8 protein-coding genes are annotated in these 14,411 nt (G+C 61.1%); 6 read left to right on the forward strand and 2 right to left on the reverse strand.

Going from position 1 to position 14,411, the window contains the following annotated elements; translation table 11 throughout:
- Positions 1–9 precede the first annotated feature (9 nt).
- Positions 10–4,050 (reverse strand): glycoside hydrolase family 44 protein, encoded by a 4,041-nt coding sequence (locus AC24GY_RS03515; RefSeq protein WP_487680335.1) that lies wholly within the window; start codon positions 4,048–4,050, stop codon positions 10–12.
- A 299-nt stretch (positions 4,051–4,349) separates the two neighbouring features.
- The gene (locus tag AC24GY_RS03520) at positions 4,350–5,510 is read right to left on the reverse strand and encodes a KamA family radical SAM protein (RefSeq protein ID WP_487680337.1); all 1,161 of its coding nucleotides are present in this window, start codon (positions 5,508–5,510) and stop codon (positions 4,350–4,352) included.
- A gap of 389 nt (positions 5,511–5,899) precedes the next feature.
- Between AC24GY_RS03520 and AC24GY_RS03525 the strand changes: the two genes are divergently transcribed.
- The 6 genes from AC24GY_RS03525 to AC24GY_RS03550 all read left to right on the forward strand — a co-directional run bounded on the left by AC24GY_RS03525 (position 5,900) and on the right by AC24GY_RS03550 (position 14,400).
- A complete protein-coding gene (locus AC24GY_RS03525; RefSeq protein WP_487680339.1) occupies positions 5,900–7,465 on the forward strand; it encodes a B12-binding domain-containing radical SAM protein in 1,566 nt (521 codons plus the stop codon).
- A gap of 80 nt (positions 7,466–7,545) precedes the next feature.
- Positions 7,546–9,453, forward strand: a complete 1,908-nt coding sequence (locus AC24GY_RS03530) for a tetratricopeptide repeat protein (protein ID WP_487680341.1) — start codon at positions 7,546–7,548, stop codon at positions 9,451–9,453.
- A 20-nt stretch (positions 9,454–9,473) separates the two neighbouring features.
- Positions 9,474–10,184: a DUF1826 domain-containing protein gene (locus AC24GY_RS03535; RefSeq protein ID WP_487680343.1), complete on the forward strand. Its 711-nt coding sequence runs from the start codon at positions 9,474–9,476 to the stop codon at positions 10,182–10,184.
- Between the two features lie 61 nt (positions 10,185–10,245).
- Entirely contained in the window at positions 10,246–10,899 is a 654-nt protein-coding gene (locus AC24GY_RS03540; RefSeq protein ID WP_487680345.1) for a helix-turn-helix transcriptional regulator, read from the forward strand.
- Entirely contained in the window at positions 10,896–11,636 is a 741-nt protein-coding gene (locus tag AC24GY_RS03545) for a hypothetical protein (RefSeq protein WP_487680347.1), read from the forward strand. Before AC24GY_RS03540 ends, AC24GY_RS03545 begins: the two co-directional genes overlap by 4 nt.
- A 76-nt stretch (positions 11,637–11,712) precedes the next feature.
- Complete coding sequence (locus tag AC24GY_RS03550) at positions 11,713–14,400, forward strand: hypothetical protein (protein WP_487680349.1); 2,688 nt, start codon at positions 11,713–11,715, stop codon at positions 14,398–14,400.
- Positions 14,401–14,411: the final 11 nt, after the last annotated feature.

A 14,411-nucleotide genomic window follows, 5' to 3' on the forward strand; every position in this document is an offset into this window, starting at 1 on the left:
TCGAAAAAACTAAGGCCGCGTCACCTTCACACGCATGAACCGGCTCTGGCTGCCGGTGCCGATGGGGAGGTTGTCGCGAACTCGGAGCGTAGTGCTGGTATCCACCTCGATCGTGGTGCCGGTGGTGGTCCAGCTGGCGGGATTGGTCAGGTCAGTGGTGATTTCCACAGTGTAGGTCACGTCGGTGGCGGCGGGATTGCGGGCGACGGTGAGGCGCAGATTGCCGGTGCTCATGTCCGTGGTGATGGGATGCCGGGAGGGAGTGAAGGGCTCCAGGTTGAGCGCGTACTTCATGAGGTTGGGGATGCCGTCGTGGGCGGGCGTGGCGGAGTCGGCACCGGTGCCGGTGTTGGCGCTGCTGCCGAATTTTGCCAGACGCCAACTCTCGATGGGCGTGAGTGCGGGGGCGGTGATCTCGATGGTGGACACGCTCAACGCTGGCAGCGTGACCACCCAGTTTGCCAGATCCGCAGGCACCTCGCCCACAAACATGGGCGTGGTGGAGGTGCCCTGCAGGCGGTACACGCGGGCGGTGCCTGAGGCACTGATCCCATTGAATGCCACATCCTGGCTGGTGAAGGAGCGGTTGATGGCGACGATGACGTGGCGGTTTGCGTTCGTGCTGTCCTTGCTGATGTAGGACGAAACCTTGGCGGTGTCGCTGGAGGTGGTGGGGACGCAGACGTCGCCAAAGGAGCCGAGGTTGCCGTCGTAGTCGCGGTACATTTTGAAGCCCGCGAGCAGGAAGGGATAGCTGCCGCTCATGGGCCAGAAGTTGGCGGCGAAGATGCCCTTCTGTCCGAAGATGCCGAGGTAGTCGCACTGGGCGATAGTGCCTGCGATGTGGTTGTCGCCGGAGGTGTTGTACTCGGTGATGGCCAGCTTGGTGCCGGGCCAGTCGGCATCGATCTTGTCCTGGATGCGGTTCAGGATGGCCAAGGGCGCGTTCAGGATGTCCCGCGTGATCCAGGAGTCCTCGCGGTAGGTGCTGTCCCACAGGCTGCGAGGATTCTGCACGATGGCGTCGATCTCCGCATTGCTGAGCGTCGTGCCGCGCAGGGCGCCGAGACCCTTGGTGGTGCCGGGCACCACGGCATCGACATACCAGTGCATGTCATACACGTCCACCAGCCGGCGGCCTGCCGTCTGCGAGGCGGCTTTCATCCCGAGCAGGAACTTGTCGGTGAACCACATCGTGGCAGGGAATCCGGGCTCGACCTGCCAGTTGTACATGCCCATGAAGCCGTAGTTCACCGGGCCGAAGATCATGGCGTTCGGCGCCACGTCTTTGATGGCGCTGGTGAGATCGATGGTCTTTTGGATGAAGGTGTCCGAATTCACCGGCGTGCGCGTGATCTCCGAATGCGTGCTGGACCAGAGGTCGGGCTCGTTGTCGAGGCTGATGAAGGTGGGGGCCTGGGCATCGCCGTAGATGTCGCCGGTGAACTGACTGCGCAGGGCCCAGATGAACTCGTCCGCATACACATTGGCATCCGTGGTGGAGGGAGTGGCGGTAAAGGCTGAGCCTTTGCGATAGACGAAGGGCTTGAAGCGCGTGGCAAGATGATTGGGATCGTCCCGGTCCACCGGGCCGCTTTTGTCCGCCGCCACGTAGCCGAGCATCGGCACGGTGATAAGCGTGGCCTGGCCATGAGTGCGCAGGTCGGCGACGGGAGCGCGCACGGCCTCGCCGGGCACGGTGCCGCCGCCGAGGAAGTCATCGTTCTGGTAGAAGTAATCGAAGCCCGCATTGGATGCGTTGTTTTCCCAGTTGTAGGCCGTCCAGCGATTGCCGCCGTAGCGGCCGAAGGTGAGATTGCGCGGCGAGGTGGAGCGCTGCAGCAGGCGGTTCCACGTGCCCTGCGAATCATAGCCCAGCACGTCATTGATGCCGTAGATCCATTTGGAAATGGGGCGCGTGTGCGCGGTGTCTGCCGTGATGGTGACCGTGGGCGCGGCGGCTGCAGTGGTGGTGAAACTGGTGCTGGCCGTGGTGCTGAAGCCGAAGGCATCCGTGATTGTCACCGTGACGCTGTACTGCGTGAGCGGCTCGATGAGATCGAGCACAAGGGACTGGCTGATTTGCCGCGTGCTCAGGCTGCGCGTCATCACCTGCCCGCCTGCTTTTTGATAAGTGACCACGGCGGTGCTCGGCCGCTCCGCCGTCCAGGCAATGGTGGCGCGATTGCCCGTGATGTCCGTGACCCCGATGGGCGAAAGCGTGGGCGGTGTGGTGGGTGCGGGCGGCACGGTGAAGGTGCCGGTGTACACGCCCTGGTTTGGCGCGGCGCTGGCATCCGTGCGGTGACTGGTGGCGATGATGCGGTATTGATACGTCGTGTTGGGCGTGAGCCCCGTGAGCACGGTGCCGTGGGAAGTGAGGGGACTCGTGGCGGGGGCAAAGCCGGACCAGCCACTGGGCTCGCATTGGATGGTGGTTGCGTAATTGCCGATGCCGTAGTCCACCTGCGTGATGGCGGATTCATCCGTGGTGAAATTCAGCGTGTACTGCTGGTAGTCCTCGCTGAGGGAATTCGTGGTGAGCGAGATCGCCGGCGGCGTGGTGTCGGGTGCCCAGCCCGCCTTGATATCGGCGAGGCGGAAGTGCGTGGTCACCGCGCCGGCATTGTTGTATAGCAGGAAGCCCGCAAAGGCCGGCCACTTCGGCTTCATCTGCTGCAGATCGAGCGTGACGTGGATCCACTGCCCGAACTTCTGCGCGGGCGTCATCTCCAGCCAGCCGGGGATCAAATCGGTGAGGTAGGGAGGATTGTCCGTGAGGCCACCATCATCGAGATAGGCCATGAAGTTTTCGTGACCCGCGGAGTCCGGCTCGAAGTAGATGTCGAACTCGAGGGTGCGGAATTCATTGAGGAATTTCCACTGACTGTCCCAGCCCAGGCGGCGCTCGGCCAGGCCTACGGCTTCATACAGATTGGTGGGATCAAAGCGCACCTCAATCGCGTGGCCGCTGCGTCCCGGAGCGGTCGCGTTCATGTCCGTGAAGAGCGGGCCATTCTGCTCCCAGGCGGAGCGCACCCAGTCGCCCACCAGTGCATTCTGGTAGGCCCACACATAGGTCAGCGCGGGCGGCGCAGGCGGTGTGTAGGTCGGCCCCGGCACGGTATAGGTGCCCGTGGAAACGCCGCGATTGGGCAGCACGGCGGGATCGGTGCGGTGATCCATCGCGATGATGCGGTATTGATACGTCGCGCCCGGGATCAAGTACGGCAGCACGGCGCTGTGCGTGAGGTTTTGGTGCGTGCCCGCGTCAAAGCTGTCCCAGTTGCGCGAGTCATCGGACCAGGTGCGCGTGTTGTAATTGCCGATGCCGTATTCAATCGCGCAGATGGTGGGCTCGTCGGTGGTGAAGTTCAGCGTCAGGCTGTGCGCGGTGGCATCATACGTGGTCGTGCCCGTGGTCAGCACCGGAGCGGTGACATCGTCCGCCCAGCCCAGCTTCACATCGGCCAGCCGGTAATGCGGCGCGCCATTGCCCCAGCTCGCGATCAAGAGGCCCGCGAAGGCCTTCAGGCCCGGCTGCCACTGCGTCATGTCCAGCGTGATGTGAAACCACTGCCCGTAGCGCTGTCCGCTCGTCATGCCGGCCCAGCCGGGGATGAGATCGATCAAGCGCTGGTTGGTGGGCACGTCGTAGTTGCCCGTGGGCCAGAGCAGGATGTCCTCCACGCCCGTGGACCCCGGCTCGAAGTAGATGTCGAACTCGGCGGTGCGCATCTCGTTCATGTACTTCCACTGCTGGTCATTCCCTTGCTTCACATCCTGCAGTCCAAAGGCCCAGTAGGCATTTCCGGGAGCCGGGGTGACCTCGATGGCCGTGCCCGTGCGCCCCGGCGCGGTGCCCGCGAGATTCACATTCACCGGCCCAGCCAAATCCCAGACAAAATGCGACCACGTTCCCTGCAAAGTCCCGTCATACACCGGCAGGTAGTGCGGCTGCGCCGCGCAGGCGGATGAACCCAAAAACAATGGGGCCAGCACCGCCCCCAGCGCCAAACTCAAAACACGAACTCTCGAGGAAGACAGCATAAGGACAAAAGAAAGGATATGGAATGAACCAAAATGAGTCAACCACGCCGGTGAGGCAACCCCGTTGAGGGGCACGCCTGCGTCGGCCGATGATGTGCCATTTTGGGCGATGGCGGGGCCATCGCTTCATCATGGGTAGTCCCCAGCTCTTGGAGTGCTTTGTCTGTTTCCAGATGGTGCCAAATCCAGCCCGTGGTCAAATGGCGGGCATGATTGAATGCGGTGCCATTCATTTCTCGCGCCTAACCCTGCACGCTGGAGGCTCGCTCTACCATATGCAGGTCGTGCGTTTGCCCATTTTACCGCCGCACCAGTGCGGGTTCGGGATACTCAAAAGTCTTGCCTTCGTAATTGCGGATGACGACGCGTTGTTCGTCGCGGACCAGGACGTAATCGGGATTGAGGGGGACTTTGCCGCCGCCGCCGGGGGCGTCGATGACGAACTGGGGCACGGCGTAGCCGGTGGTGTGGCCACGGAGCTGCTCGATGATGTCGATGCCGTCGGCCACGCTGGTGCGGAGGTGGGAGCTGCCCTGGATCAAGTCGCACTGATACAGGTAGTAAGGGCGGACGCGGCACATGAGGAGCTTGTGCACGAGGCTCTTCATCACTTCGGCGTTGTCGTTCACGCCGCGGAGGAGGACGCTTTGATTGCCCAGGGGAACGCCGTGATTGGCCAGCATGGCGAGGCCGTCGCGCACTTCGGTGGTGAGTTCGCGGGGGTGGTTGGTGTGGATGCTCAGCCAGAGGGGATGGTGCTTTTGCAGCATCTTGCAAAGCTCGGGCGTGATGCGCTGAGGCACAAAGATGGGTACGCGGCTGCCGATGCGGATGAATTCGATGTGCTTGATGGCGCGCAGGCGCGTGAGCAGGGCATCGAGCTTGGCGTCGGAGAAGAGGAGTGGATCGCCGCCGGAGAGCAGCACGTCGCGTACTTCGGTGTGCTTTTCCAGGTAGCGGAAGGCGGCTTCGAATTCGGTGTGCAGTTCTTGTTCACCCACGCCGGAGACGACGCGGCTGCGGGTGCAGTAGCGGCAGTAGCTGGCGCAGCGGTCGGTCACCAGAAACAGGACGCGGTCCGGGTAGCGGTGCACCAGGCCCGGCACGGGCATGTGGCTGTCTTCGCCGCAGGGGTCGCTCATTTCATCGGGGTCTTCCCAGGTCTCTTCGATGCGGGGGATCACCTGCCGGCGGATGGGGCAGCCCGGGTCTTCGGCGTCGATGAGATTGAAATAATGGGGCGTGATGGCCATCGCCAGCTTGTTGCCGGAGAGCAGCACGCCAGCGCGTTCTTCCTCCGTGAGCGTCAGGTGCTCCTCAAGCTGTTTGAGGGTCGTGATCCGATTCTTGAGCTGCCAGGTGGAGCTGTTCCAGTCGGAGGGGGAGATGTTCTTGGCGGACCAATAACCTGGAGCGTAGGAGCGGAACTCCTTTTCAGGCAGCGGTGGGGTGTCGTGCATGTACTGCGGGATCGGTGGGCGCTGAGGTTAGGCGCGGGTGGGTTGCAATGTCAAACGTCCCCTGCGGGAGTTTGGGTGCATTCCATGCAAATGCCTCGCGGCCTGCGAGCGGTCAGATGCCCCCATGTCATTGATTTTGAGAAGCGGGCAGCTTCTTCCTCACGCCTGATGATCCAGCCCAGGCCGAATTAGTCGAGGTGCGAAACCACGATATAGATACACAGGGCCAGTGCCGTGAGCAGAAAGAGGTGACTGGGATGCAGTTTCATGAATGACTCGTTTCAGGGGCTCCTCATTCTTGGAATTTAAGAGGATGCCTGATGCGGAGCAGCGTGCGTGCCAATGTGGGAGGGCGGCTGCAGGATGGACCATGGCGAGCGCAAAGGAGTTTGCTGCGCAGCGACTACTCGGCCACACTCGGTGTGATGCCCGACATCGTCCTAGCCACGCTCAACGCCAAATACATTCACAGCTCTTTCGGGCTGCGCTACCTGCTGGTGAACCTGGGGGCCTTGCGGGAGCGGGCCTGCATCGCGGAATTTCAGATCAATCAGGCGCCGCTGGAAATCGTGGAGGCGGTGCTGGCGCTGGAGCCGCGGATTGTGGGCTTCGGGGTGTACATCTGGAATGTGGTGGAGACGACGGAGGTGCTGGGGATGCTGCGGCGTTTGCGGCCGGAGATCCGCATCGTGCTGGGCGGACCGGAGGTGTCGTATGAATGGGACGGACAACCCATCGTGGCGCTGGCGGACCATGTGATCACAGGCGAGGCGGATCTGAAGTTTGCCGAAGTGTGTGGTGTGCTGCTGGGTGAAGATGCGGCTGCGCTGGCGGCGCTGCCGAAGGTGATGCCCGCCGGACTGCCGACACTGGAGAAGGTGGTCATGCCCTACGATCTCTACACGGAGTCGGATCTGGCGCATCGCATCCTCTATGTGGAGGCGTCGCGCGGGTGCCCGTTCACCTGTGAGTTCTGCCTGTCCTCGCTGGATGTGCCGGTGCGTGCCTTTGCCATCGAGGCGTTTTTGCAGGCGATGCAGGGACTGCTGGATCGGGGGGCGCTGACGTTTAAATTTGTGGATCGCACGTTTAATCTGCATCTGCCGACGAGCATGGCGATCCTGCGCTTTTTCCTGGATCGCTGGAGGGACGGGATGTTCCTGCACTTTGAGATGGTGCCGGACCGCCTGCCGGAGCAATTGCGTGACATCATTCGTGAGTTTCCTGCAGGTGCGGTGCAGTTTGAGGTGGGCATTCAAACCTTTGATGAGGCGACGTCGAAGAACATCAGCCGGCGGCAGAATTTGACGCGGCTGGAGGACAATCTGCGCTTTCTGCGCGAACAGACCGGCATCCATGTGCATGCGGACCTCATCGTGGGGCTGCCGGGAGAAGACGTGGCGAGTTTTGGGCGTGGTTTTGACCGGCTGGTGAAGATGGGGCCGCAGGAGATTCAGGTGGGCATTTTGAAACGGCTGCGTGGGACGCCGATCGTACGGCACGATGCGGAGTTTGAGATGAAGTACTCGCCCGTGCCACCCTACGAGATGCTGGAGAACCGGGACATTCCGTTTGTTGAGATGCAGCGTATGCGGCGTTTTGCGCGCTACTGGGATCTGGTGGCGAACAGCGGGAACTTCACCGCTGTACTGGCGTTGCTGTGGGAGGGCAAATCGCCCTTTGCTGCGTTCATGACCTTCGCCGAGAGTCTGTATGCGAAGCTTCGGCGCACGCACCAGATCGCGCTACCGGTGCTGGCGCAGGCGTTGTTTGATCACCTGACAGGTGAGTGCGGAGTGCCGCTTGAGACTGCTGCTGGTGCCATGATGCAGGACTGGAACCGTGTGCCGGGGCGTGAGTCGCTGCGCCTGAGCGGAACGAAAGCTGCGGAGAGTGAAGCTCCGAAGCGCAGCACTGCGGGAAGCCGGCAGGCGCGGCATGTGGTGGCGGGGTAGGAGAAAATGATGGGAGTCTGCAGCAGACAGTTGCCGAAACTGCTGAGAGAACTTAACGGGCGGCTCACTGACACAGCACCATGGGACTCTTCGATAAATTCTTTGGCAAAAAGAACCCGCCTGCTGCTGCGCCAGCCAAGGCAGCGGCGCCCGCGCCTCCTAGCGATCCGGCCAAAGACCCGAACATGATCAAGGTCTTTGATTCGTTTGGAAGGGAGCTTTTCATCTCACGGGAGGAATGGGTGAAATCCATGCTGCTGCCGAACATCCAAAAGGCGTGGGATGAACCTGAAAAACTGGCGGGCTTCATCATCGGTGGTTTTGAGGATGGCTTCATCTCTGAATTGATCGAGGGCGCGGAGCGGCTGGCGGCGATTGATCCCAACCATGAGCGCGGTGCTGTTTTGCTGGCCATCGCTTTGCTGAAGAGCAAGCGGTTGGATGAGTCTGAGCGGGTGCTGCAGGCGCACATTGCCAAACATGGGGCGACTGGCGTGGTGCTCACCAATCTGGCGAAAGTGCATGCGGAACGGAATGAGCACCCACTGGCCATGCAAACTCTTTGGAAGGCGCTGGAACTGGATCCCAACCAGGACAATGCCCTCGGCTGGTACGAAGTGGAGCACCGTGAAAAGCAGGGGGAAGCGTCCGGGATTGATGCACTCAGACGCATCGCCGCCCTGCCGGGAAGCTGGCGGGCGCAGCTTTGGCTTGCACGTGCGGCCCTGCAGCGGCGCTCGCTGGATGAAGCACTTCTGCTTTACCAGGAGAGTCTGGCCAATGCGCCGCGCCCGGTGCCGGTGGATCTGCTGACACAAATGAGCGGAGACCTGGGGCAGCAAGGACATCTGCCGGAACTGGTGAACCTGACGGCCCCCCATTTTCAGGCTGAGATTCATGGCCTGCAGGTGGGCAACAATCTGATCAAGGGCCTGCTGGATCTCGGGCAGATGGATGATGCCAGATCCATCATGGACCAGCTGTATGCGCAGAAGCGTCCTGACTGGAAGGAGCATCTGAGTTTTTGGGACACAGAACTCGCCAAAACGCGGCTGGCCACTCAACCCGAAACCGTTGCTGAAAAACTGGAGGTCACTCTGCTGACCGTGGACGGACCGGTGTGGCTGAAGGCGGAATCTCCTGCGGCTGAATTGTATCCCGTCAAGGATGCGGGGGGACCTTCCATCTGCTTTCTGTGCGGCAGTGTGGAGCATGAGGCTCCGGCAGAACGTATTGAGCACCAATTGACGGATGCTGCAGGCAGGCTCAGCCGAGCACTGCCCTTGTTCTTTGCCGAACAAACCTACTGGCGGACGGATGCGCGTGTGGGCACGCTGATTCCCTGGGTGGTCAGCCCCACGAATGGTTTTATCGTCGGAGGTCGTGCGTGGAGCGATGAGCAAGCGGCGGGGATGGCGCGCCAGGGGAATGAGCCGAATGATTATGCCGTGACCGCGAATCTAAAGGTTCAAGCAGAGCCATGGCGTCTGGAGCTGCGGCTTTTGCGAACGATTGACGGAGCCTGCCTTGGCACACTGGACCGTGATTTTTCGATGGCATCGCCCGAGGCGGTCATTCCTGAGTTGATGGATGATATTCTGGCTTTGCTGCAGGCAGAGACTGGGGCCGAAGTGCTGCCGCCACCTGCCGCTTATGATGTGCCGGGAGGACAAAGCTTTTCGTATTATCTCCTGCGGCTGGAGCAACTGCTGGCCACGCGCTGCTCGGGCATGGACGGGGTGCAGCCTGGTTTTTTGAGCGGTGAGCGAGAGATCATCGAGGGGAACATTCACCTCTCTCTTGCTCATCCGAATTCACAATCGGTGCGGATCCTCCTGGCTCAAACGCTGCTGGCCATGAAAAGAATCCGCCCGGATGTGGTGGCTGAATTTCGCGACAAGGTGGAGCTCTTGCAAAGGCAGCATCCGCTGCCGGGTGCGGCGCAAGGAGTGATCGACCGTTTGATCAATGAATGCATGTCAGCATGACAAGCGATGATCCCATGCGAATGCCAGCAGTCATTCTGCCGCTCGACTACCCGCTCCTGAAAGTGGTGGGCAGTTTTGAGGAGCTGGTCATGACGCCGATGCGTGATGGCATCAATGCCTTGTGCTGGCCGCGCACGCTGCCGGGGGATTTTGGCGAGATTGTGGAGAAGCTGGGGGTGGGGAAGGGGATCACGAGCCTGGATGAGGAGCGTCTTCTGGCGCTGGAACTGAGCGATGAGGGACGGGTGGCCCGCGAGGTTTTGCTGCAAGATCAGGAGTTGCTGCGCGCCCGCGAGCTGCTGCCAAGCCTCGACTGCATCAACGGCTACGAAAATGAGATCGAGCCCGACCTGCTACGCACGGATGTGCAGTCCTGGCATGTGGACAGCGCTACTGTGGAAGCGGACACTTATTTGTGCACCTACTTCGGGGCTGCCTCCGAAGGGCTGCGGAATGAGGAGTCGATGCGGCGGGTGGATGTGCCTGAACTGCGTGCGGAACTGCGGCAGCTTTATGGCGGAGGTGATGAAGTGGGCTTTCGCGAATTCCTGAACGAAAATTATCTGGATCTGCATTACAAGCCGCTGCCGCACGCCCTGCCGTTTTCTTTTGGCCTGGGCCATCTCTGGCGCATCGCCACCCTGTATCCGGAAAGTCCGGTGCCCCCGTGCATTCACCGTGCCCCGGCGACGCTGCCCGGACAGCCGCCGCGCCTGCTGCTGATCAGTTGAAGGCAGGACGCAGCATTGCGTCCGGCGTGCAGCGGCGCTAGTCTGGGGGGCCAACCAAGCCATGCTAACCCTGCTCCGAGAAATGCTGCACTCGCCGGTGCTGGACATCGTCCAGCGCCTGAAGCATTCCACGGGCATGACGGTGACGGAGCTGTGCACGGCGATGAAGATGAGCTACATGGGGGTGAAGCAGCACTGCGTGGAACTGGAAAAGGCGGGGTTTCTGGACACCTGGCGCCGGCCCAAGGCGGCAGGGCGGCCTGAAAAACTGTACCGGCTCACGTCCAAAGCGGACGCGCTTTTCCTGAACTGCGGGTCGCCGCTGACGCTGGATCTGCTGGCAACGGCGGAGAAGGTCTATGGCGAAAGCGCTCCGCCGAAGCTGCTGTACACCTATTTCCAGTCCAAGGGGGAGGCGTGGGGGGCCAAAGTTGCCAAGGCGACGACTCTGGAAGAACGTGCCCGGCTGCTGGCCAAGCTGCGCAGCGCGGATGGATGCATGAGTGTCGTGGAGACGGATGCGCAGGGGCGGCTCCTTCTGGTGGAGCATCACCGGCCGCTGCGGGAACTGGCGGCGCGCTACGGCATCGTGGATGAACTGGAGTGTGAATTGATCGAGCGGCTCATGGGCTGTGAGGTGCGTCGTTCGGTGGAAGAAGTGTCGGGTCTGGTGCGTGTTACTTTTCACATCAAGACAACAGCGCAATCAGCATGATATCAGGTAACGCAGGCAGGACAATGGCATGGATCAAGGCAGTGGCAGCAGCAGGCATGTGCCTGCTGACATCGTGTGGCAGCAGCATCGCTCCGCTGCGGCCCGCCTGGCAGCAGGACCCGAATCTTTTTCATCACGGCTTTCCAGCTTATCAGGAGCAAATGACGAAGACCCCGCACATGGTCGCACGGATTGTCTATTCCTCGCCGGAGCGGATCGCGCAAATGATGGAACGTCAGGGCGATGTGCCGGATGCGCAGCGCGGATTTGCGCGCATGGGGGATGGCACGGTGGACCTTGCGGTACAGGACGTGGCTACGGGACAGTGGATTGAATCCTATCTCTGTGGTGGCATTCTGTTTGTGGCGGGACTGCCCCAGCAGGCTTACCGCATCGTGTTAAAAAACCGCACGCCGATGCCGCTGCAGATCGGCGTGGGGATTGATGGCAAGGACGCCGAAACAGGTGGTGTGGCGTCTCTGGGACGCGGCAACCTGCGCGTGGAAAAGAGCGGCACATTGGTGATGGATCACACGCCGCGTGGCCCGCTGTTGTTTAAGGCGGTCAACAGTGATGCGGCCTTGTTTGACACCAGCCCCCAGGGGCGCGTGGGAGTCATTCAACTGGCGGTGTTTCTTGCCTCCGACGCACCGAGCATCGGGCCGGAAAAACTGCGTGCCAGCCAGATCGCGCCTTTTGGACTGTTTCCGATCGGCAGGCCGGAGCAGTATCGCTGAGGTGCTGAGCGGTGAGTTGAGGGTTGTTTATCCAGAGCTTGTGGAGTTCGGAGAGCTTGGGTAACTTTGTAAGCTCATGCTTCGTTTTCTGCGCCGTCTTCTGCTTTTTCTGGTCGCCAGTTTTATGCTGGCGGGCGGCGTGTATTTGAACACGACGGCGTTTCATGAGCGCTGGCATGGGTTTGTGACCGGGGAGCTGGCGCAGCATGGGGTGCATCTGAATTTCGAACGCCTGACGGTGAATCCATTTGGCGGGCTGGTGGCGCGGGGTGTGAAGGTGTTCAACGATGCGAGCAAGCAGCACATCGTGGCGTCTGTGGACCGGTTGAATCTGGATGTTGATTTTGGCAGCCTGATCGAGGGCAGGGTCAAGATTGACGGGCTGGAGCTGCTGCATGCGAGCATGGCGCTGCCGGTGGACCCGGAACGGCCCGAACTGACGGTGATCGAGCTGAAGGATCTCAGCGCACGGGCTTTGCTGGAAGAGCGGCGTCTGGACATCCGGCATGCGGAAGGACTGCTGTCTGACGGGCTGCGCATATTGATCAGCGGGGTGCTGGAACTGCCGGAGTCCAAGTCAGACCAGCAGGGACCCAGTGCGCAGGAGCGGCTGATCGCGATACGCGAGCACCGTGTGCAGATTCAACATGGGCTGGACTGGCTGGCGCGGTTTCGTGCTCCGCATGTGCCCACCCTGAATGTGAAGGTCTCCGGGGCGCTGGACCGCCCTCAGGAGCTCAAGGCGGAGCTGCTGTTTCAGGCGGACGGTCTGGAGTTTGAAGATTACGTCTGGAAGGAACTCGTGGCGGAGGCGGAGTATGACGGCGGCTTTGTGGATTTGAAGCGGCTGCATTTGGTGGATCATCTGGGCACGCTGGAGGCCACTGCCACGTGGCGCATCGGTGCGGATCGCCTGCGCTTCCGGCTGACGTCGAGCGCCGACCTGCCGGGGCTTGCGCAGGCTTTCTTCAGCAGCGAGCAGCTGCGCGAGGTGGTGTTTTATGAAGCGCCGCAGCTGGCGCTGGAGGGGAACATCTTTTTGAACAAGAAACAGCCCGAGGATTTTCTGCCGGCGGAGGTGACCGGCCGGCTGGACTGCGGGCGGTTTGGCAGTCGCGGGGAGGTTTTCAATTCACTCAGCCTGACACTTGGAGCGAACCCTGAGGGCATCTTTGTGCGTGACGCGCTGCTGAAGCACAAGACAGGCACGCTGGCGCTGGATGTGATGAGACACCGCAGCCTGGGTTTCCGATACAATCTGGAATTGCGCATGGACCCTACTGTGTTTCTTCCTTTCGTGCTGCTGCCGAAGACTCGTGAAATCATCCAGCGGTTTGCCTTCGATGAGACATCGCAGATCGATGTGCATCTGTCCTGTGCCGGGCCGTCGACCAACATGCGCGAATGTCCCAGTTCAGGCCACGGTGTGCTGCGTCATTTCAGCTACAAGAATGTGGCGTTTGATTCCGCCGAAATGGATCTGGCATTTCTCGGAGACATCCAAAACTATGCGAATGTGCGGGTGCAGCGTCCGGATGGACCGGCGGAGGCGGAGCTGGTGTTTGTGAATGATGATGACAACGAGAAGTGGCTGCGGCTCGTCAATGTGCATACGGTCGCGGACGCGGCAGGTATTGTGCGTGCGTTTGCCCCGAAGGTGGCGGACCAGATCGCGCTCTACCGATTCTCCGCGGGGACGGATGTGACCGCCAACGGCACCATCGGCTACAAGGGGAACCCCCAGTTCAACAACTACAAAGTGGATTTCAAAAACCCGACGGGTGGCGCGCATTATGTGCTGTGGAACGAAGACTACCCGATCAATGCGCCGAATGGAGACGTTCATATCATTGGCAGCATGTTGAACTTCGATTTCAACGGACGACTTTTTGGGGACAGCCTGCATGCCAAAGGCGCTGTGAACCTTACGCCCGGGGTGAGAGGCTATGACGTGGAGGTGAAGGCGGGACGCTTCCCATATGCTGTGTTTAACCGCAAGCTGCCGTTTGAGGAGGTGCGGGCGGAGGTGCACAACCGGGATGGACTCTCCCGGATCGATATCGCGGCAGACGTGCTTGGAGGTGGCATGACCTTGAAGGGCAACCTCAACGACAACCGCGAGCCGAACACCTACGATGGCGAGCTGCGCATGAACGCCCTCAGCTTCCAGCGCTTTGCCCAGGTGTACTCCCCGGGCAATGAAAGCGTGGGAGACATCAGCGGCCATTTCAAATTCACCGGCCGAATGAACGACTGGAAAGCGCTGAAGGGCGGCGGGGCGCTGATGATTCTCAATGGCAACCTCCTTGCCCTGCCCGTCCTCGGGCCGCTGACTCCGATCATTGGTGCCTTCCTTCCTTCACCGATCAAGGGCTACAACGTGGCCAAGAAAGCGGACTGTACCTTTGAGGTGTCGGATGGTTTCATCGTCACTGGAAACATCGAGGCCGAGTCCAGCGCCTTTCGCATTTTCAGCCGCGGCAACGTGGACTTCATCCGCGATGACATCGACTTCAATGCCGAGGTGCGCATGCGCGGCCTGGGCATCCTGCTGTTTCCGGTGACGCAATTGCTGGCCTACAAGGGCTCGGGCACCATCGGCGACACCAAGTGGTCCCCGCGCATCTTTGGCGGTGGCAACAAGGATGAACGAAAACCACCCACTGAAAAAGAGCTGCAGGAAGCGCAACGCATCGGGGGCAGTCCGGCCCGGCCAAAGGCAACTCCCGCTCCGCCGAAGCAGCGACCGTTGTTTGGGAATTGATGCGGCTGGTT

This window comes from Prosthecobacter sp. Pr1 (assembly GCF_057652315.1).

Bases quoted from the DNA above. Each gene is read 5' to 3' on its own strand.
- AC24GY_RS03550 (WP_487680349.1), top strand. From the start codon at position 11,713: ATGCTTCGTTTTCTGCGCCGTCTTCTGCTTTTTCTGGTCGCCAGTTTT.
- AC24GY_RS03530 (WP_487680341.1), top strand. From the start codon at position 7,546: ATGGGACTCTTCGATAAATTCTTTGGCAAAAAGAACCCGCCTGCTGCT.
- AC24GY_RS03535 (WP_487680343.1), top strand. From the start codon at position 9,474: ATGCCAGCAGTCATTCTGCCGCTCGACTACCCGCTCCTGAAAGTGGTG.
- AC24GY_RS03545 (WP_487680347.1), top strand. From the start codon at position 10,896: ATGATATCAGGTAACGCAGGCAGGACAATGGCATGGATCAAGGCAGTG.
- AC24GY_RS03515 (WP_487680335.1), bottom strand. From the start codon at position 4,050: ATGCTGTCTTCCTCGAGAGTTCGTGTTTTGAGTTTGGCGCTGGGGGCG.
- AC24GY_RS03540 (WP_487680345.1), top strand. From the start codon at position 10,246: ATGCTAACCCTGCTCCGAGAAATGCTGCACTCGCCGGTGCTGGACATC.
- AC24GY_RS03520 (WP_487680337.1), bottom strand. From the start codon at position 5,510: ATGCACGACACCCCACCGCTGCCTGAAAAGGAGTTCCGCTCCTACGCT.